Annotated in this window: 16 protein-coding genes; 8 read left to right on the top strand and 8 right to left on the bottom strand. The window is 65.4% G+C overall.

Annotated features, from left to right (window positions below):
• Window positions 1–15 precede the first annotated feature (15 nt).
• Window positions 16–459, bottom strand: coding sequence for a helix-turn-helix domain-containing protein (locus J2X92_RS06710; protein WP_307574409.1), 444 nt, complete (start codon window positions 457–459; stop codon window positions 16–18).
• A 74-nt stretch (window positions 460–533) separates the two neighbouring features.
• Between J2X92_RS06710 and J2X92_RS06705 the strand changes: the two genes are divergently transcribed.
• Window positions 534–1,406, top strand: coding sequence for a class I SAM-dependent methyltransferase (locus J2X92_RS06705; RefSeq protein WP_307574408.1), 873 nt, complete (start codon window positions 534–536; stop codon window positions 1,404–1,406).
• Between the two features lie 6 nt (window positions 1,407–1,412).
• On the opposite strand, the gene J2X92_RS06700 is transcribed toward J2X92_RS06705, so the two are convergent.
• From J2X92_RS06700 to J2X92_RS06690, 3 genes are read right to left on the bottom strand one after another with little or no spacing between them, the layout of a single operon-like run.
• Window positions 1,413–3,941, bottom strand: a complete 2,529-nt coding sequence (locus J2X92_RS06700) for a cbb3-type cytochrome c oxidase subunit I (RefSeq protein WP_307574407.1) — start codon at window positions 3,939–3,941, stop codon at window positions 1,413–1,415.
• Window positions 3,942–4,892 carry a cytochrome c oxidase subunit II gene (locus J2X92_RS06695; RefSeq protein ID WP_307574406.1) on the bottom strand — a complete coding sequence of 317 codons (951 nt, stop codon included), beginning with the start codon at window positions 4,890–4,892 and terminating at the stop codon, window positions 3,942–3,944.
• Window positions 4,889–5,275 (bottom strand): c-type cytochrome, encoded by a 387-nt coding sequence (locus tag J2X92_RS06690; RefSeq protein ID WP_307574404.1) that lies wholly within the window; start codon window positions 5,273–5,275, stop codon window positions 4,889–4,891. Before J2X92_RS06690 ends, J2X92_RS06695 begins: the two co-directional genes overlap by 4 nt.
• 87 nt (window positions 5,276–5,362) lie before the next feature.
• On the opposite strand from J2X92_RS06690, the gene J2X92_RS06685 reads away from it, so the two are divergent.
• Window positions 5,363–6,226 carry a c-type cytochrome gene (locus J2X92_RS06685; protein WP_307574403.1) on the top strand — a complete coding sequence of 288 codons (864 nt, stop codon included), beginning with the start codon at window positions 5,363–5,365 and terminating at the stop codon, window positions 6,224–6,226.
• 44 nt (window positions 6,227–6,270) lie between these two features.
• On the opposite strand, the gene J2X92_RS06680 is transcribed toward J2X92_RS06685, so the two are convergent.
• Together J2X92_RS06680 and J2X92_RS06675 are read right to left on the bottom strand one after the other, a co-directional pair.
• A complete protein-coding gene (locus J2X92_RS06680) occupies window positions 6,271–6,570 on the bottom strand; it encodes a hypothetical protein (protein ID WP_307574402.1) in 300 nt (99 codons plus the stop codon).
• Entirely contained in the window at window positions 6,570–7,001 is a 432-nt protein-coding gene (locus J2X92_RS06675; RefSeq protein ID WP_307574400.1) for a hypothetical protein, read from the bottom strand. The genes J2X92_RS06680 and J2X92_RS06675 overlap by 1 nt, the downstream gene beginning before the upstream one ends.
• A 253-nt stretch (window positions 7,002–7,254) precedes the next feature.
• Here J2X92_RS06675 and J2X92_RS06670 point away from each other — a divergent pair, with 253 nt between their 5' ends.
• The 3 genes from J2X92_RS06670 (at window position 7,255) to J2X92_RS06660 (ending at window position 8,660) form a co-directional block, all read left to right on the top strand.
• Entirely contained in the window at window positions 7,255–7,692 is a 438-nt protein-coding gene (locus tag J2X92_RS06670) for a hypothetical protein (RefSeq protein ID WP_307574398.1), read from the top strand.
• Between the two features lie 153 nt (window positions 7,693–7,845).
• On the top strand, window positions 7,846–8,160 hold the full coding sequence (locus J2X92_RS06665; RefSeq protein ID WP_307574396.1) for a plasmid stabilization protein: 315 nt from the start codon (window positions 7,846–7,848) through the stop codon (window positions 8,158–8,160).
• A gap of 26 nt (window positions 8,161–8,186) precedes the next feature.
• Window positions 8,187–8,660, top strand: a complete 474-nt coding sequence (locus J2X92_RS06660; protein ID WP_307574394.1) for a CBS domain-containing protein — start codon at window positions 8,187–8,189, stop codon at window positions 8,658–8,660.
• A gap of 74 nt (window positions 8,661–8,734) precedes the next feature.
• Here the strand turns inward: J2X92_RS06660 and J2X92_RS06655 are convergent, their stop codons facing one another.
• Entirely contained in the window at window positions 8,735–9,331 is a 597-nt protein-coding gene (locus tag J2X92_RS06655) for a cysteine hydrolase family protein (protein WP_307574392.1), read from the bottom strand.
• 586 nt (window positions 9,332–9,917) lie between these two features.
• Here J2X92_RS06655 and J2X92_RS06650 point away from each other — a divergent pair.
• The 3 genes from J2X92_RS06650 to J2X92_RS06640 all read left to right on the top strand — a co-directional run bounded on the left by J2X92_RS06650 (window position 9,918) and on the right by J2X92_RS06640 (window position 19,503).
• Window positions 9,918–15,071 carry an ESPR-type extended signal peptide-containing protein gene (locus tag J2X92_RS06650; protein WP_307574390.1) on the top strand — a complete coding sequence of 1,718 codons (5,154 nt, stop codon included), beginning with the start codon at window positions 9,918–9,920 and terminating at the stop codon, window positions 15,069–15,071.
• Between the two features lie 110 nt (window positions 15,072–15,181).
• On the top strand, window positions 15,182–18,655 hold the full coding sequence (locus J2X92_RS06645) for a DUF637 domain-containing protein (RefSeq protein WP_307574737.1): 3,474 nt from the start codon (window positions 15,182–15,184) through the stop codon (window positions 18,653–18,655).
• 11 nt (window positions 18,656–18,666) lie between these two features.
• The gene (locus tag J2X92_RS06640; RefSeq protein WP_307574389.1) at window positions 18,667–19,503 is read left to right on the top strand and encodes a hypothetical protein; all 837 of its coding nucleotides are present in this window, start codon (window positions 18,667–18,669) and stop codon (window positions 19,501–19,503) included.
• Here the strand turns inward: J2X92_RS06640 and J2X92_RS06635 are convergent.
• Entirely contained in the window at window positions 19,493–19,984 is a 492-nt protein-coding gene (locus J2X92_RS06635; RefSeq protein ID WP_307574388.1) for a hypothetical protein, read from the bottom strand. The two genes, J2X92_RS06640 and J2X92_RS06635, sit on opposite strands and share 11 nt — an antisense overlap.
• Window positions 19,985–20,005 lie beyond the last annotated feature (21 nt).

Raw genomic sequence — 20,005 nt, 5'->3', positions numbered from 1 at the left:
CAGGGGGGGCGAATCTTAGTGGAGTTGCCGGCTTGCCTTCGGGTTGGGCGATCGCTTGACGGCCCCGGATGCCGCGGCCCGCAAGATGCGCTGGAAGGTCGGGCATTCCATGTGGCTGGGCGCGGGGCAGGCCGCGGCGTGGCGCAGGCCGTCGCGCATGGCGCTGAGTTTGCGGATGGTCTTGTCCAGTTCGTCGGCTTTCGACGCGAGCATCTTGCGGTCGATGCTCGGCTTGCCGTCCCGCGCGAACATGCGCCCGATCTCCTCGAGCGAAAAGCCCGCGTCGCGACCGACGGCAATCAGCGCTAGCTGTTCCAGCACGCCAGAATCGAACAGGCGGCGCAGGCCGCGCCGGCCGATGGAGGCGATGAGCCCCTTTTCTTCATAGAAGCGCAGCGTCGATGCGGGAACGCCCGATTGCTGCGCCACCTGGGAAATATCTAGATGTGTTGTCGCCACCTCTTGACCTCAAGTCGACTTGAAGTTGCACAGTCTAGCTTTCGCCTCTCGAGGCCAGCCAAGGAGAAACGATCATGGACATGACGCAACAGCAATACCAACAGCAAACCGAAGCCGATCAGGCGGCGCTCTGGAATGGCCGCGCCGGTCGCGCCTGGGTCGATGCGCAAGCGTCCCTCGACGCCATATTGCAGCCCTTCGAAGACCGGCTCGTCGACGAGGTCCGCGCCGGTTCCGCGCAGCGGGTGCTCGACGTGGGCTGCGGCACCGGTGCCACCACACTTGCAGTGGCGCGGTTGCTGGCTAGCGCGAAAGGGCAATGCGTGGGCGTCGATATCTCGGAGCCGATGATCGCCGCCGCCCGCGAACGCGCCCGGCGCGAAAGCTCCCCGGCCGCCTTCATCTGCGCCGACGCGCAGCGCCACGTTTTCGCGCCCGCAAGCTTCGACATGGTCATCTCGCGCTTCGGCGTCATGTTCTTCGACAGCCCGGTGCAGGCCTTCGAAAACCTGCGTCAGGCGGCACGGGGCGGCGCGGTACTCCGTGCCCTTGCCTGGCGCAGCCCCGCGGAAAATCCGTTCATGACGACGGCCGAGCGTGCCGCCGCACCGTTGCTGCCGAAAATGCCGGCCCGCCAGCCGGGCGCGCCGGGGCAGTTCGCCTTTGCCGACCGCGAACGCGTGTCTTCCATCCTGGAGGAGAGCGGCTGGACGGGTGTCGACATCCAGCCGATGGATGTCGAGTGCGCGATGCCCGAGAAGGACTTGAACGGCTATTTCACCCGGCTCGGCCCCGTGGGCCTGATGCTTCAGGAAGAGCCCGACGAGCACAGGCGCTCACAGGTCATCGAAACCGTGCGTACCGCCTTCGAGCCCTTTGTACGAGGCGGGGAGGTCCGCTTCACCGCCGCCTGCTGGATGATCGGCGCCCACGCGCCTTCCGCATAGAAGCGCCTACCCCAGCAGCCGTGGCACCAGTTGCACCGTGAGCGCTCCCAGAATGCCTTGCGCGGTCACGCAGTGCCACATCGGGGCCGTGTTATCGATCGTCGCGCGGGCCGCGGGCTGAAGCCGGCCGGCCCACGAGCGCACCAGCACATAGCCGCCCATCAGCAGCAGCACGGCGATGTGAAAGGCCTGGTAGCCCAGCAGCATGCCGACCGATGCGCTCCAGCCTTGCGCGCGCGGCTCGAGCCCGGTCAGCAGATGGCCGCCGATGTCGAGCGCAGCCGAGGCGGCCGCACAGGTCATGGCCAGCGCCATGAGAAGGCGCAGCCCGTGCTGTTTGCGCGCATCGGCCGTGCGCAATGAACGCGTGGCCAGCGCCATGGCGGCGGAGCCAGCCGCGAGCAGCAGAGCCGCGCCGACCGGCCAGCGCGCGGCCGGTAGCGCGGCGCCGGGCGGCGGGCACACGTCGCTCGCCATGGCAAGGTGCAGGTGGGTGTACAGCAGCGAGATGAAGATCGTCATGTCCACGGCGACCAGCACGATCATGGCCCACCACGAATGCGAGGCCCGGCCCTCTGCACCGACCGGCAGTCGCAGGCCGTGTCCCACGTCCGCCATGGGGATGGGCGGTGGACGGTCGGAATCCCAGAGCCAGCGCAGGATGCACGCCACCGCGACCACGCCGCTCGCAAGGGCAAGCAGCGTTTGCGACACCGTGAGAAGAAGAAAGAAACCGGCTGTGCCTGCGGCTGCCGCCAGCGGCCACCAGTTGTCGGTCGGCAGGCGCAGCAGGTGCATCGGGCGGGCATCGCGCCAGCTGGTCACCAACGTTTCGCGGCCGCCGAGAACGGTGCCTGGCAGCAAGTGCCGGCCGGCATCGACCTCTTGCGGCAGCGTGGGGTGTTTCCACAGCGGATAGTCCGAGTCGACCTGCGGAATGCTGCGCGCGCCGTATTCGCGCGTCGGCAGCCATTCGAGCGTGCCCGCACGCCATGGGTTGCCGTGGTCGCGCGAGGGCCGGCGCAGCGTGCGAATGGCATCGACGAAGAAGAGCAGCACGCCGGCCGCCAATGTATAGGCGCCGAGGGTCGACAGCATGTTGAGCGTGTTCCAGCCCAGGTCGCCGCCATAGGTGTACACGCGCCTAGGCATGCCGAGCATGCCCGCGATGTGCATTGGGAAGAACGCCAGGTTGAAGCCGCCGAACATGAGGCCGAACACCCAGCGGCCCCAGCGCTCCGAAAGGCAATGGCCGTTGAAGAGCGGCGCCCAGTAGTAAAACCCCGCGAACACCGGAAACACCATGCCGCCGATCAGCACGTAGTGCAGATGCGCCACCACGAAGTAGCTGTCGTGCGCCTGCCAGTCGAAGGGGAGCACCGCCACCATCACGCCCGTGAGCCCGCCCAGCACGAAGATGAAATGAAAGCCGAGCAGGAACAGCGTCGGCGCGTTGAGCATCACGCGGCCGCGCCAGAAGGTCGCGATCCACGCGAACACCTGCACGCCGCTCGGCAGGGCGACGATGAAGCTCGCGGCGGACACCACCAGCAGCGACAGGTTGCCAAGGCCCGCGGTGAACATGTGATGCGCCCAGAGCGCAAAGCTCACCACGCCCACGCCGATGAGCGCCAGCACCACCGCTCGGTGGCCTACCAGCGGCGTGCCCGCGAGCGTGGCCACCATCATCGAGACCATCCCCGCCGCGGGCAGGAAGATGATGTAGACCTCCGGGTGGCCGAAGAACCAGAACAGGTGCTGCCACAGCAGCGGATCGCCGCCGCGTGCGGGAATGAAAAAGGGCCAGTCGAACGCGCGCTCCAGTTCCAGCAGCATGGTGGCGGCAATCACCGCCGGGAAGGCGATGACGATCATCAGCGCCGTGATCAGCATGGCCCAGGCAAAGATCGGCATGCGCGCGAGCGTCATGCCGGGCGCGCGCGTGAAGAGAATGCCAATGATCAGTTCGATGGCGCCCGCAATGGCCGAGATCTCGATGAAACCGATGCCGAGCAGCCACCAGTCGGCGCCGCGCCCGGGCGAAAATTCCTTGCCGGTGAGCGGCGGGTACATGAACCAGCCGCCGTCGGGCGATACGCCGAAGAAGATGGTGCAGAAAAAAGCCAGCCCGCCGATCGCATAGGCCCAGAATGCGTAGGCGGACAGCAGCGGAAACGGCAGGTCGCGCGCGCCGAGCATGCCCGGCAGCAAGTAGACGGCCACCGCTTCGACGATGGGAACTGCAAACAGGAACATCATCACGGTGCCGTGCATCGTGAAGAGCTGGTTGTAGGTCCGCGGGTCGATCAGGCCGTTGTCGGGCACCGCCAGCTGCGTACGCATCATCAGCGCCAGCACACCGGCCAAGACGAAGAAGAGCATGGCCGTCACGATGTAGAACACGCCAATGCGCGTGTTGTTCACCGCCGAAAGCTGCCGCCATCCCGTTGGCGCGGCCCATGCGCGCTCGAGCGCCTCGCGCTCTCCATCGGGGCGCGGCGGCGGGTTCGAAACGGCGTCGAGGGCTTGCGTCATTTATTTCAATTGCGTGAGCCAGGCGGCGATCGATTGCAAGTCTGCGTCCTCGATGCGTTCGCCCGACGAAGGCATGCGCGCGCCCGGCTTCAACTGCTGCGTGTGGGCCACCCATGCGGCGAGTTGCGCTGCGTCGTTGGGCACGGTGCCGGCACCCAGGTGCAACCGGCTGCCCACGTGGGTGAGGTCTGGCCCGAGGCGGCTTTCTTCGCTCACGCCGCGCACCGTGTGGCAGGCGTTGCAGCGATTTGTCAGGAAGGCCTCGCGGCCGCGGTCGACCTCGCGCGGCGCCGCCGATGCGGCAGCGGGCTTGGCCTGCGCCGCCAGCCAGGCGTCGAACGCGGCCGGAGCTTCGGCCACCACGTGCAGCGCCATGCGCGCATGCTGCTCGCCGCAGTATTCGGCGCACTGTCCGCGCCACGTGCCGGGCCGGTCGGCCTGCAGTTGCAGGTGCTGCACGCGGCCGGGTAGCATGTCCATCTTGCCGCCGAGCGACGGCACCCAGAAGCTGTGGATCACGTCCGCGCTGCCCAGCCCGAAGTACACCGGTCGACCAACCGGAATGCGGATCTCGTTGGCCGTGACCACCTCGGCGCCGGTGGCGGGGTCGCGATAGCGCACTTCCCACCACCACATGTGGCCCGTGACCCCCACGATCAGCGCGTTGGGCGGCGGAACGGGTTTCCACGGCGGCCGGTGCCATTCGCTGTAGGCGAAGAGCGCCGCCAGCACCACGCCCGGAAACACGAGGCCGCCGCCGATGATCCACCAGCGGGTGTCGATGGCGCTGCCGCTGCGGCGACGCACGGCAAGGACAAGCAACAGCATCACCCCGGCAAAGATCAACGTACCGCCCACAGCCAGCACGCCGCTCACTTCGAGCAGCATCTCCGCCACCGGACCCGCGGCGCGCAGGGCGGATTGGGGCTGCCCGTCCGCCATGGCCTTCATTCGAGCGCCAGCAGGTACGCCGCCATGTCGCGCGCGTCTTCCGGCGACACACCCATTGCCGGCATGGTGGTGCCGGGCACCACCGCAGCGGGCGTCACGATCCAGCGCACCAGTTGCTCGGGTCCGTTGGGCACGTGGCCGGCGATGTAGCTGCGGCGCCCGAACGCGCTGAGCGTTGGGCCCGTGCGTCCGCGCGCGGCCTGCACGTCGGGAATGGTGTGGCAGCTGCCGCACTGGTATTGGGCCAGCAGCAAGCGCCCGCGCTCGCGCTGAGAAGAGGGCGCGCGATCGTGTTGTTCCTCGGGCCTGCAACCGCCCGCGAGCAGCGCCAGAACCAACAGGGCGCAAGGGCAGACAGCGCAGTACGACGGGGCGGCCACCATGCCGCGATTCTGCGGACCGGAACGCGGCTTGCGCCGACACGCCGGCGCCGGTGCGCGTCGGACAATGCCGCCAATTGAATGCTGCCGATGGGTGCGCCGAAGACCGTTCTCCTCACTGTGGCCGCGCTGGGCCTTGCAGGCGCGGCGGCCGGCGCGCTGGTGGTGTACGGCGGCTTGTACAACGTGGCCGCCACGGTGCAGCACACGCAGCCGGTTCATTCGCTGCTGGAAACCGCCATGCACCAATCGGTGAAGCTGCGAGCCCGCAACATTGAGCCGCCGCGGCTGGACGACGAGCGGCTGGTGATGCGCGGTGCCGCGTGTTTTCGCGACAAGTGCGTGCAATGTCACGGCGCGCCGGGTGTGGCGCAGGGCGACATCGGAAAGAGCATGCAGCCGCTGCCGGGCCCGCTGGTGGATGCGCGCCACCATTGGAAGCCGCGCGAGCTCTACTGGATCACCCGGCATGGCATCAAGATGAGCGGCATGCCGGCGTGGGAACACAGAATGTCCGAGGAAGACTTGTGGGCCGTTGTGGCATTCCTCGCGCGCCTGCCAGACCTCACGCCGCAGCAGTATGCGGAGGCCACGCGCACAGAGCCCCCAGGTGTACAGGGCCTCCTCGCCGCACCGGCATGCGGCGCGGCGTCCGGTGCGGCACCGGCGCATCCCGGCGATGTGCGGCGCGGCGCGCGAGCGATTTTTCAATATGCCTGCAATGCCTGCCACACGATCCCCGGAGTCACCAGTTCGTCGCCCAACGTGGGACCGCCGCTCGAGGGCATTGGCGGCCGCTCGCTCATTGCGGGAAAGCTGGCCAACACACCCGACAACATGGTCCGCTGGCTGCGCCATACGCACGAGGTCGACCGCCTCACGGCCATGCCAGAAATGGGTGTGACGGAGCAGGACGCGCGCGACATCGCCGCGTACCTTGCCACGCTGCGGTGATGTTTTCTTTCGATGTGGACCCTGGTTCGGGTCCGACGCCCTGGCTAGTATTTGGCGGCCGTGCGCTCGTCGTCGACGGTAGCGATCCGCAGCCGCGCCCGCTCGTGCTTGATGACGAGTTCGGCGCAACGCTCCTGCATGGATGTGTCCGCCGGCGGGCCTTCTCTGCATTCGACGAGAAGTTTCGATTCGTCGAAGTCGAGCCCGTGAAGAACCTCCTGGCCATGCGAATTGATGGCCAGGAGATTTTCCGCCGCCAACTGGGCGCGCAGGGCCTCCGAAATGGCGAGCGTCTGCAATGGCGTCACCATCTCGTCTTTAGAGGGCTGCTTTGCGCCATTCATTACTTTTTCATTGCCTTGATGTCGGCCTTGCCCTTGGCCTCTTCGGCCTTGGCCTGCTTCACGCAGGCGTCCTTGGCATCGCCCTTCTGGTCGTCGCACTTTTCCTTGGCAACGTTGTAGGTGGCTTCCACCTTGGCTTCGGCGACCTTGCGGGCGTTGCCATCGCTGGGCTTCTGCTTCTGGTCGAGCTCGGCCTTGGCAATCTTTTCCTTGCCCTTGGCTTCTTCCATGCAGACGTCCTTGGCGTTGTCCTTCATGGCATCGCAGGCAGCCTTGGCGGCCTTGTAGTCGGCCTCGATCTTGTCGCGTGCAGCCTTGTATTCGGCCATGGCCGGATCCGTTGCTGCCGAGGGCGTGGTGTTCACTTGCGCATGCACCTGGACGACAGTCAGGCAGGAAGCCGCGGCGCACATCAATAACAGTTTCTTCATGGTGTGATCTCCTGGACGCACGGCGGGTTTGTCTGCAACGGAGAGTCCGGCGTCGGAATCAATATAGAGATCGGCAGAGCTGAGACGGTAGGACGCTTCGCGAAGCGGCCGTAAGCACACGCCGACGTTTTGGCGCAAGGTGTTTTGTGCCATGCGGTCGTCGGCAGGCACCGCCGTGGGTCATGCGCCGTGTCCTACCGGGCAGAGGGGAGCGGGGCGCACACTGGCTGGACGCGGATGTAAGGAGATCGCCATGCAAAAGCTTCACGCGTTGTTGTTTGTTGCCCTTTGGCTTATGGGCGCAGCCGTGGTGCCGGCAGCAGCACAAACCCCGCCGCCGCACCCGGCCGAGATCGACCCCACCATCGTCGAATACGGCGCCGCCCGCGAGCGGATCGGCGCCACTTCCAAGGCGGCCCTGGAGAAGTGCGAGGCACTGGCTGGACCGGGCAAGACCGTATGCATCAAGGAAGCCAGGGGCCGCGAAAAGATTGCCCTGGCCGAACTCGACCAGCAGCGCAATCCGAGCGACGCCAATGCCCGCCGACTCGCGGAAACCAAAGTGGCCGTGAACTACGAGATTGCCATCGAGAAATGCAACGACCGCCAAGGCGGCGACAAGGCCGAGTGCCTTTCACGCGCCAGCGCGGACGAGTCGAAGGCCCGTGCCGGCATGAAGGCGGGACAGTAACGAATCGGGGCGCTGTTCGGACCAATGGCGCTGGCCGCGCACCCAGTGCAGCCACCGCCAGACTGCTCCGACGCACAAGCCCTGCGTCTTCCGACCCAATCGGTGGGTGGGCGGTGCACGATGCAATTTCCTTCACACTTCAGGAGAGCAATCATGCCGAGAGGTGACAAGTCGTCCTATACGGACAAGCAGAAACGCAAGGCCGAGCACATCGAGGAAGGCTACGAGCATCGCGGCGTGGGCAAGGCCGAAGCCGAGAAGCGCGCATGGGCCACGGTGAACGCCGAAAGCGGCGGCGGCAAGAAGAGCGGCAGCGGCCGCGGCAAGGCCGAGAACCATGCGCCTTCGCGCAAGGGCGGCCACAAGGGCGGGGCAGCGGCTGCATCGCGTACCGCGGCGGAGCGTTCCGCATCGGCCAAGAAGGCCGCGGCCACCCGCAAGCGCAACGCCGAGCATCGCAGCAGCTGACCAACGATGAATCCGGGAGATTCAGAATGACCCGCGTATCCGAACTCATGACCCGCGGCGTGCGGTCCCTGTCGCCCTCCGACTCGGTGGCGCTGGCGGCCCAGGCCATGGACGAGCTGGACATCGGCGCCATTCCGGTGTGCGACGGCCAGCGGCTGATGGGCATGGTGACCGACCGCGACATCGTTCTTCGCGTGGTGGCGCAGAAGCTTTCGCCAGACACCGCGTTGTCCGACGTGATGTCCAAGGACGTGAAATGGTGCACCGACAGCGACGACGTTGAAACCGTGATGAATGAAATGGCGGGCTACCAGGTTCGCCGCATGCCGGTCGTCGACCGCGACCGCAAGCTGGTGGGCATGCTCTCGCTGGGCGACACGGCCGCCAAGGGCGACGTCGCCAAGGCGGGCGATACGCTCAACATCATTTCGCAGCCGGCCGAGCCCGACCGCTCGAAGCAATCCGCCGCCAGCGGCCCCGCAGGGGGCGGCGCCTCCTGAGCCAGCCGCGCGGATCGCCTTCGGCCTCAGAGGCTTGGGGTGTGCACGAAGCACAGCTTGGGTCCTCCATTTTTTTAACGCTTCGCGGGCAGTCGGATGCGCGATGCGAGGGGCGTGGACACGCGCAGCGCTTCCTTCGCCTGGCGCAGGAAGCGCTCGTTGCGCGCGGCTGTCTGCGAGGCCACGCAATCGCGCGGAACAATGGATTCCAGGTCGCGCATGCCCGCATCGGCCACGGTGGCGACGATGCACTGGTCGCTCGCCACGCCGGTCACGATCAGGCGACTGGCCTTCAGGTAGGCGAGCAGCAGCTCGAGCGGCGTCGCAAAGAAGGCCGACTGTTTGGGCTTGAGAACGAAGTAGTCCGCCTCCTGGGGCAGCAGCGCCGAAGTGATCTCGGCGCCGGCGCCGCCCGCAGCGAGCGACAGCTCCACCAGCTTGGGAAAATCCGACCGCCATCGCCCGCGGTTGTCGTTGACGTAGATGGTGGGCACGCCGGCGCGCGTGCACCGTGCCTTCAGCGTGGCAATCCGTGCGGCGATGGCGTGTGCGCCGGGCAGTAGCTTTTCCGCATCGGGGAAATCCCAGCAGCTGATCATGTCGATGACCAACAGGGCCGTTTGGCCGGCCGCGGGAACGGGTGCAAGCACGGGAGGCTGGGAACGCGCCATGAGCCGGATTCTTTTTGCGAGCGGAGACCCCACGATTCCCAACGGCCGGCGCGCGTGCCGTAGGAAAGCCGCGCGAGGCGGCGAAAGGCGCCGCCACGCGCAAAGGTCAGGGTCCAGTGAGGGCGCCCGTTCAACGGTCGTCTGGCACGCCGAACGCCTGAGCTGCGGTTTGTCCCCGCTTCGGATGCATCACCCGCCGATCGGCATCCTCGGCCGTTGCCATTTGCCATCTCCCTGGAACAGGTTTTGAAAGCAGCTCTCGCAGGTGCTCATCATTCATAGCAGGTCATCCCGCCCCGGGTTCACTCCGGGTTTCAATTTTTGGTGCTGGCGCTGCGGATATCGAGTGACTGGGCTCGCGTAGAACCTAAAGCGTTATTCGTCGACGGGCGTCGTTGCGGCGCCGCGACTTGCGGTGTGAAGTAAGTAGCGCTTCCGAACTGAATCAGCGCGCTGCGAGATTCCGCGACATTTGTTCTGGCCTCTCGATCCCAGAATCCGTCATGTAGTCGCCGACACACGGCGATCCAGCACGTTGCCTTCGCAGCGTGCATTGCTGTCACATGGGCGATCAGGGAAGAACGAGATGAATAAGAATTTGCACCGCATTGTGTTCAATGCCAAGCGCGGTCTGAGGATGGTGGTGCAGGAGACTGCGAAAAGCACGGGCAAGGGTGCTTCCAAGGCTACGGGAGGTGGGGGTGCAGCGTCAGCATCGGCGGTGGTGGCGCTCGTCGGCGTGCTGGTCGCGTTCCCTGGACAGGCCCAGATCGCCGGCGCGCCCAACGTCCCCGGCAACCTGCGTCCCACCGTGCTCGTGGCGCCCAACGGCACGCCCCTGATCAACATACAAACCCCGAGCGCCGCCGGTGTCTCGACGACTACGACCACGGCGCCGGCACCGCCTCCCATCGAGCCGGGCACCGTCACCGCCGCCGGGGCAATCTTGAACGACGGCGGCAAGATCTACGCGGGTGGCCCGATCACGCTGCAGACCGCCAATCTGATCAACAACGGCGGCACGCTGAGCGTCGCTAGCATGGCGCTGAACCAGCCGAGCTTCTCCAACCACGGGGGCACCCTCAACGTCTCCGGCGCTTTCACGGGCAACCTGGGCACCTTCGACAATTCGGCAGGGACGCTGAACGCCGGCAGCCTGAACATCGCGACCAGCGGCGACTTCGTGAACACCGACGGCGTGCTGACCAGCGCGACCGATGCGAACCTCTCCGTGGGCGGCGCGCTCGAGAACACACGGGGAACGATCACGGCGACCGGCGCGCTGACCGCCAACGTGGCCGGCGCGATCCAGAACACCTCGGGCACTCTGGCCTCCAACCAGGCCGTCACGCTCACGGGCCAGTCCCTGAACAACAGCCAGGGGACCATCCAGTCGGCCGGCGGCAACGTCCAGCTCGGCATCGGCCAGCAGCTGCTGAACACCGATGGCCATATCGCCAGCGGCGCGAACCTCGCGATTCAGACCGGCAGCCTCGAGGGCACGAATGGGTCGCTGCAAAGCACGGGCGACCTGTCCGTCACCGCCGCGCAAGGGCTGACCGCCACCGGCGCCACCGTCGCGGGCGGCAACGCCACGCTGCAAGGCGCCTCGGTCGACCTCTCGGGCAGCCAGACCGGCGCGTCGAACATCGCGATCACGGCGACACAAGGCGACGTGACCACCAGCGGCGCCACCGTCGCCACCCCCGGTACGCTCGCCGTCACGGCCAATGCACAGTCCGGCCAGACGCTCGTGAACAGCGCCGGCATCCTGAATGCCGGCCAGCTGCAGATCAGCGTCTCGAACCTTGCCAACACCAATGGCGGCGAGATCGTCCAGACCGGCACCGGCGCCACCACGCTGGCGACCAGTGGCACGCTGAATAACGACGGCGGACGCATCGCGAGCAACGGGCAGGACCTGACCCTCCAGGCCGCAACGATCACGAGCACGGGCGGAACGATCGAACACGCAGGCACCGGCACGCTGACCATTGCGGGCGGCAGCTACAGCGGCGCCAACGGCACCATCACCGGCAACGGCGCGTTGAAGGTCGCGATGTCCGGCGACTTCAACCAGGACGGCGGCACCACCACCGCCCAGCAGATCACCATCGACACCGGGTCGCTGAGCAACCGAAGCGGCCAGATCACCCAGACCGGCACGGGCGACACCCACATCGCCACGGCCGGGGCCCTGGACAACAGCGCGGGCCTCATCGCCAGCAACGGCCAGAACCTGAGCCTGAGCGGCGCGAGCATCACGAATACCGCCGGCAAGATCGAACACGCCGGCACTGGCACCCTGAGCCTTGCAGGCGGCAGCTACAGCGGCGCCAACGGACAGATCACGACCAACGGCGCATTGGCGGTCGCCGTGTCGGGCGACTTCAACCAGGACGGCGGAACGACCTACGCGCAGCAGATCGACCTGTCGGCCGGCTCGCTGAGCAATCAGAGCGGCGGCAGCATCGTGCAGGCCGGCAGCGGCACCACCACGCTCAACGTCGGCGGCGCCCTGACCAACAGCGGGGGAGCCATCGCCAGCAATGGCGCGATCGTCGCGAGCGCAGGCTCGATGGCCAACCAGGGCGGCACGCTGCAGGCGGCCGGCACCTCCGACCTGAGGCTCACGGTCACCGGTCCACTCGACAACTCGGCGGGCGGCAAGATCCTCGCGGGCGGCAATGCCACCGTCGCGGCGGGCAGCCTGAACAACAACGCCGGCAGCGTGACGGCAGTCGGCGACCTGACCGCCACCATCGGCGGCGCCGCGACCAACGTCGGCGGCACGCTGGCCGCCAACGGCCACACCACGCTCGTGGCCGGCACGCTGGACAACAGCGGCGGAACGAGCGCAGCCGTCACCGGCGACCTGAGCGTCACGACCTCGGGCGCGACGACGAACAACGGTGGCACCCTGCAAGCTGGCGGCGCCACCACCTTGAGCAACGGCGGCCTGATCAACCAGACGGGCAAAGTCTTCGGCAACAGCCTGTCCGTGAACACCAACGGCAACACCCTGGACAACAGGCAGGGCACGCTGGCCGCGACCACCACCGTCGCGCTGAGCTCGGGCGCGCTGCAGAACGACGCCGGCCTGATCCAGTCCGGCGGGGCGATGACCGTCAACACAAACGGCCAGGGCCTGAGCAACACCAATGCAGCCGGCTACGCCAACGGCCAAGGCGGCATCGCCAGCGGCGACGCGCTCGACCTGACCACCGCAGCGCTCGACAACACAGGCGGTTTCATCGGCGCGAAGAACGCACTGGCGGCCCACACGCAGGCGTTCTCGAACACCGCTGGCGGGCAGGTCATCGGACAGGCCGCCGTCACGATCGACACGAACGGCGCAACCTATGACAACGGCGGCGGCCAGACCCAGGCGATTGGCGCGCTCACGATCAATGCCGGCACCGTCCAGAACACGGGCGGCCTGCTGCGGTCCAGCGACACCACGACGCTGAACGCCGCCTCCGTCGTCAACGCCAACACCAGCGGCACGAACCAGGGCATCGAAGGAACGAACGTCGTCATCAATGCGGCCACCCTCGCGAACCAGGGCGGCGCCGTACACGCCGCGCAGGACCTGACCGTGACCAGCGGCGGCACCGTAGACAATTCCGCGGGCGGATTGCTCTCGGCGGGTGGCAGCCTCAGGATCATCGATCCGAACGCGGCGAATCCCGGCGCCAAGACGCTCAGCGTGATCAACACCGCAGGGACGCTGGTCGCCACCAACGACCTGCAGATCGACGCGGCGAACTTCAGCAACGACGGGAGTTTCACGGCCGGCCGGGACCTGTCGATTCTGCTCACGCAGGACATCGTCAACAACCGCGACATCAGCGCGAGCGGCAATCTCACCTACGGCACCACCGGCCAGCTGACCAACAACGCCAAGCTGCTCGCGGGCGACACGCTGACGGTCAACGGCAACGTCGTCGACAACACCGCCACGGGCGAGATGTCGGGCACGAACACCACCGTCAACGCGGCCGCCACCCTGACCAACCGCGGACTGATCGACAGCCAAGGCGCCACGCAGATCAACGCGGGCACGCTGAACAACATCGGCACCGGCCGCATCTATGGCGACCAGATCTCGATCGGCGTCGGCACGCTCAACAACGACACCGAGACCGTCAATGGCGTGACCAAGGCCGGCACCATCGCGGCACGCGACACGCTGGACATCGGCGCGACCACCATCAACAACCGCGAGCATGCGCTGCTCTTCAGTGCCGGCGACATGTTCATCGGCGGCGCACTGGATGCCAATCGCTACGCCATCGGCCAGGGCGGCACGCTCAACAACCTGAGCGCCACCATCGAATCGCTGGGCAACATGTCGATCTCGATGGGGCAGATCAACAACTGGGACACGCACATCCAATTGGGGCCTAAGGCGATCACGACGACGCAGACGGTCACCGTCGCACCGGTCGGCGGCAGCGGCTTCTACACGCTCGATGAGGTCGTTGTCATTCCCGGTCAGCCCTTCGTGTGGGCGCGCAACCCTGACGGTTCCACAGGCGCTCTGCTGTACAGCAACGGCTACGGCATCTGGACCACCACCGCCACGACCACGGCCGACATCGCCATCAACGCCGACCCGGCCCTCATCTCGTCAGGTGGCAACATGACGCTCGTGGGCGCGGTCTACAACCGCGACAGCCGGATCATCGCGGGCGGCACGCTGACCGCGAGCAACGTCACGAACGAGGCCCTGAAGGGGAACTACCAGACCACCAGCTTTTCGACGGTGGTCAATGACAAGGGGCAGCTGCAGCCGCTGGTGATCGGGCCGACACAAACCGGAACGGTCGACGTCGGCGCGTTCGAGTACGTCGACCACGTCAACGCCACGAGCGGCTACAACGCCGGAACTGCAGCCACCGGCTCCGCCAGCGCCAATGGCGGCGGGGCGACGGGTGCGGGTGGTGGTTCGCGAGTGGGAACTATCGTCGAGGTGGCCGCGAACGTCGGCGGCGTGGCCGGGGCCGCTGGGACGGGTGCCGCAGGTGCGACTGGCACAGGCGCGGGAGCTGCGGGCGGCGCCGGCGGCGCGAGCGGCCAGGCCATCCCGATCGTGGTGCGCACCAGCACGCCGAACCTCGCGGTTCCGCAGGCCAGTCTCTTCAGCACCCATCCCGATCCATCGAGCCACTACCTGATCGAGACCGATCCGCGCTTTGCGAACTACCGCAATTGGCTCAGCAGCGACTACCTGCTGAACAGTCTCGGGCTCGATCCGAACAACACGCTCAAGCGGCTGGGCGACGGGTTCTACGAACAGAAGCTCATTCGCGAGCAGGTGGCGCAGCTCACGGGTTATCGCTATCTCGACGGCTACGCCAACGACGAAGACCAATACATCGCGCTGATGAACGCGGGCGTGACCTTCGCCAAGGAATACGGCCTGCGGCCCGGCATCGCGCTGACGGCTGGCAGATGGCGCAGCTCACGAGCGACATCGTCTGGCTCGTGGAGCAGACGGTCACGCTGCCGGACGGCAGCACGCAGCGTGTGCTCGTGCCCCAGGTCTATGTGCGTGTGCGGCCCGGCGACATCGACGGTTCGGGGGCCCTCCTGTCCGGCAACCAGGTCCGCATCGACGGCAAGGACAATAACCTGGTCAACACCGGCACCATCGGTGGGCGCCAGCTGGTCAGCATCAATGCGAACACCATCGACAACCTGGGCGGCCGCATCAGCGGCGGGCAGGTGGGCCTGACGGCCCAGGTCGACATCAACAACCTCGGCGGAACCATCGATGCACGCGACAAGCTGACGCTGGACGCCGGGCGGGACATCAATGTCCGGACGACCACGGCTTCGGGCGGCATGGGCAACACCAATATCGATCGGGTCGCCGGCCTGTACGTGACCAACCCGGGCGGAACCTTGGTGGCCAGCGCCGGGCGCGACGTCAACCTGATCGGTGCGGTCGTGTCGAACCAGGGCGCGGGCGGCCTGACTTCCATCAAGGCCGGGAACGACATCAACCTGGGCACCGTGACCACCTCCTCGACCAGCGTGACCTCCGGCGGCAAGGTGAGCGGCAATTCGACCACGACGCGCGAACTCGGCACCACGATCACCACGAACGGCGCCACCTTGCTCGACGCCGACCGGGACATCAATGCCCGGCAGGCCACGGTGGACGCCGGGAACGGGCTGTTGAACCTGCACGCCGACCGGGACATCAACATCGCCTCGGGACAGACCACGACGGCCGGCAGCTTCAGCACGCAGTGGAGCGACAAGGGCACCTTCAGCCGGACGGACCATCAACTCACCGGACAGTACGGCAGCAGCACCAGCGTCGGGAGCCAGTTCTCAGGCGGTGTTGTGGCGATGGGGGCCGGAAGGGACATCAGCATCGAAGGCTCGCACATCAGCGGCACGCAGGGCGTGGCGATCAGCGCCGGACGCGATCTGACCATTGTGGAAGGACGCAACACCTCGAACGCCAGCACGCAGGTGCAGAGCGACAAGAGGGGCATCGGCGGCCTCGGAGGGCTGCTCACGGGCGCACCAATCATTCCTACGTTGCCCTACGGCAAGACCACCACCAACGGCATGGACTTGCAGACGGACACCGCATCGGCCAGCACCATCAGCAGCAGCCAAGGCGGCGTGCTGCTCCAGGGCGGCAATACCGTTTTCCTGCAGGGCGTGCAGGTCGATGCGGCCAAGGACATCAACATCAAGGGCGGCAACGTCATCATCCAGGCGGCGACCAACACCACGTCGGCAACGTCGTCAGCCAGCGCCCGCACCAAGGGCATCGAGCCGGGGCAGATCCTCTGGCACGACCCGAGCACGGGCATCAATGCGCGCAAGACGACCGACACCACGGTCAAGGACAGCACGCTGACGCGCACCACCCTGAACGGTGCGAATGTGTCCATCGAGGCCGTCGATACGCTGGCAATGGCCGCCACCACGGTCAACACACCCGGCAAGCTGACCCTGACCGCCGACAACCTCATCCTCGGCACGCAGAGCACGGAGCACAGCGAGCAGACCACCAGCCAGGGCCGCGACCTGGCCTACCAGAAGTTCAAGGACCAGGGGCAGAGCGACCAGACCACGAACTACAACCAGTTCAATGTGGGCAACCTCACCGTCAACGCCAACCACATCCAAGCCGGTCTCGGCGCCCGGGACAGCGTGGAGGCATTGGCCAAGCAACCGGGCATGGGCTGGGTGGATCAGATCACCAAGGATCCGAACCTCAGCGGCAAGATCGACTGGCAACGCGTCGAGGAAGCGCACAAGAAGTGGGACCATGACCAGCAGGGGCTGACGCCGGAGGGCGCGGCGATCGTGACGATCGTGGTGGCGTACTTCACAGCAGGGGCGGCTTCGGAGATTGGGGCGGCCGCTGGTGAGGCGGCGGCCGGGGCGACCACCGGCAGCGTGGCGGCCCTGGGCGAGGGCGGCTTTATAGCGGCCGGAGGTATGACCGTTTCAGGCGTGGTGGGCGGGGCCGTCACAGCGGGCCTCACCGCCTTGGCCAGCCAAGCGGCGGTGGCGCTGATCAACAACCAGGGCGACATCGGGGGCGCGTTGCATGACCTGGGCAGCAGCGCGAGCGTCAAGAACCTGCTGACGGCGGTCATCACCGGAGGCGTGCTCGGCGGGATGAACCTGAACCCAACCGGGTTGCCGACCGTCGGGGGAGGCAGCGAGCGGTTCTTGAACCAGTTGGGGCAGAACTTGCAGGCAGGTGCGGCCCGTGCGTTGATCGATACCGCGATCAATGGCGGCAGTTTTGAAGAAAACCTGAAGAACGGGTTGAAGAATGCCATTCTGGACACCATCGCGGCGCAGGGCGCCAATGCGATTGGGGACAACTTCGAGGGCTTGAGCAACAAGGTCGCGCATGCAATTGCGGGATGCATGGTTGGTGCTGTGAGAGCAGATAGTGCGAGCGGGTGCGGTGCTGGCGCGCTGGGTGCGGCTATCGGTGAGATCGCGGCGGAAGCCTATGGGCGACAAGCTGACACCGTGCAGTTCGCCGCCATGATGAGTGCACTTGCCGTGGCAATCACGGGCGGAGATGCGGCGCAGATCAACCTTGGAAGCCAAGCGGGCAGTAACGCGGCGGCGAACAATTATCTGAATCATGCCGAAGCCCGGGAGCGTGATCGCCTCACGGAAGAAAGAACTGCGTGCCAGACGCAGGCGTGCAGAGACGAAAAGCAGTCTCAGATCGACACGCTCAACACCGTCGATCGTTGGCGTGACCGGCAGCTGAAGAACGCCTGCACCAATCCGGCGGCCCAGGCTCAGTGCGGCGTTCTGTATGCGGACCTGCAAGCAGCAGGAGCGACCTACAAGGACATCTGGCCCCTGGCAACCTCCGTAAGGGCAGAGGGAGAGAGCATCCGTGCCGACCTGCGCGAATACGCGTTCGCGCAGGCCTATCCCAAGACGTACGGCGCATTGACTGCGGGCGTCAACACCGTGGAAGGGCTCATGGGAGCGCCCATCATGCTGTCCGGTCTGGCGGCCAGCGCCGCACTGGGAGACGAGGCGGCACAGGACGCATTGAAGAATCTGGTTGTTCAGACCGCCGTCACGATCACCGATCTGCCGGCCGCGGTGCAGACCAAGCTGAACGAAGCGGATGCCGCCGAGGCGCGAGGCAACACCACGCGGGCGACGGAGATTCGGACCCAGTTGCTGCTGGACGGCACGCTGGGCGCGATCGGTACAACCTCGCTGCTGAAGGCCATGGGGTGGACGGGGTTGGTGCAGCGGCCGATGCTGCGGCCGGTCGCAGCCGTGGCGGATTTCGATGGAAACCTGATTCCTACGTATGCAGCCGATGCGAGGTATGCGTATGTCAGAGATTCGAACTTCAGAGAAACTGGCAAAAATCTTGAGGCGTCCGCCCTTCAATTGGCAAAAGAAGAGAATGGCCAGAATTTTGTCGCCTCGTTTGAAACCAAGATTGGAAAGTCGGACAACGGTTTCGATTTGGGCTACGCCAAAATGGTGGACGGCAAGCCTCAACTCGTCATCGGCGAAGCCAAAGCTGGCGACTCGTCACTGAGCGCGCTGGGTGAAAATCGACCACGCACGCTGGACACGAATTTGGCAAAGCTCGAGAAGAGCATTAAAGAATCAACCCTAAATGATGAAACCAAATCCATCTTGCTGAAGCAACTAGAAGAAAAGGCATATCAGGTCGAGTTGTACGTCGGTCCAACGAATGCGGCTAAGGCAGGAGTCAGGTTCGATGGCACTTTGGTTGGTCGGATAGGTAGTCGCCCAACGCGCATCATCAAGTTTCAACAGCAATAGCGAGCGTCGAGATGAAATTTCAAAATGAATGGCGTGCCAACATCGAAGCACGAATCGCGCGTGAAGGTGGGCTAAAAAAGGTCGTCGAAAAGAAGGATAAAGACGGTTTTTATGCATACGGAGACTGGTCCAAGCTAGCAAGGCCCGGATCACTCGACCAAGATCTGGAGACCGCCGTAGAAGTAGCCATAGGCGAATACGGTCATCCTTATGTCTGCAAGTTCTTGGGTTGGGCAATCGAGGGCTTGGAGAAAGCACTTGTCGATCCCCGCTTCGAGAGCGACGACGACTCAATGCGTGGCTGGAAGATCGACGGCATCTTCCCAGGCAACCATGGCCAAGTGCTGGTCGCCTTGGCGCTCGCGAGGGCGATGCGTGACGATGCTGAACCTGACAGCCCGATGCTTGTACAGGGCGCTCGCGAGATCGCACAAACGGAGCTGGAGTCAGGAAGCTACTGGACCCAGGGGCAAAGCGCCTATATGCGTGCGATCAACCTGCTGCTGATCGCGGGCGAAGTTGCAGAGGCCAAGATGATGTTCAAGACGCGCAAGAAATTCATCTATACGCAGCAGCACTTCGATTGGCTCAAGACCTTTGTGATGGCGATCCCCGATCAGCCGCCGCACGTGCTGACGGACCCTGCAATGCACCAGCATTTCCAGGGCAAGTTCGACATGTACCGCAATCCTGCCTATGTCGCGCCGTCGAAGGATGATCACGGCGGCAATCTGACTGGCAGCATCACGATGCTGCGGCTTGAGCTAGCTCTTCTGAAGCAACGCTATGTGCTGGGCTTGCCATCGGCTGGCCGGTGGGAGCACATCGTCAGTCACATCAGTGAATGAGTTTCTGAACGACGGAGCAATGCGCGCCACTAGGACCGTTGATGCAGCCAGAAAGATGGCCTCGCGCTTCGATGACACGCTGATCCAGCGTCTGGGCGGTCGGCCCACGCGCGTCATCGAGTTCCCACTGCAATGAATAGCGAGCATTGATATGAATTTCAAGAATGTATGGCGTACTCAGGTTGAGGCGGACATCGCGGACGAACAGGGGTGGAGTAAGGTCGTTGAGAAGAAGGAACTCAAGGGGTTTTATGGCAATGGGGACTGGTCCAAATTGGCGATGCCTGGGATGCTCGATTCCGATTTTCAGTACGCCATAGAAATCGCCCTTGGCGAGTTCGGACACCCTTATGTTCGTAAATTCTTGAACTGGGCGATCGAAGGCCTGGAGAAGGCATTGATCGACCCGCGCTTCGAGACCGATGATCCGAAAGTTCGTGGCTGGAAAGTCGAAGGCATCTTCCCCGGCAACCACGGCCAAGTGCTCGTTGCCTTAGCGCTC

This window comes from Variovorax paradoxus (assembly GCF_030811855.1).
GTDB classification, from domain to species: domain Bacteria; phylum Pseudomonadota; class Gammaproteobacteria; order Burkholderiales; family Burkholderiaceae_C; genus Variovorax; species Variovorax paradoxus_L.
Note: the sequence above shows the minus strand (reverse complement) of the source record. Positions and strands in the feature narration are given on the sequence as shown.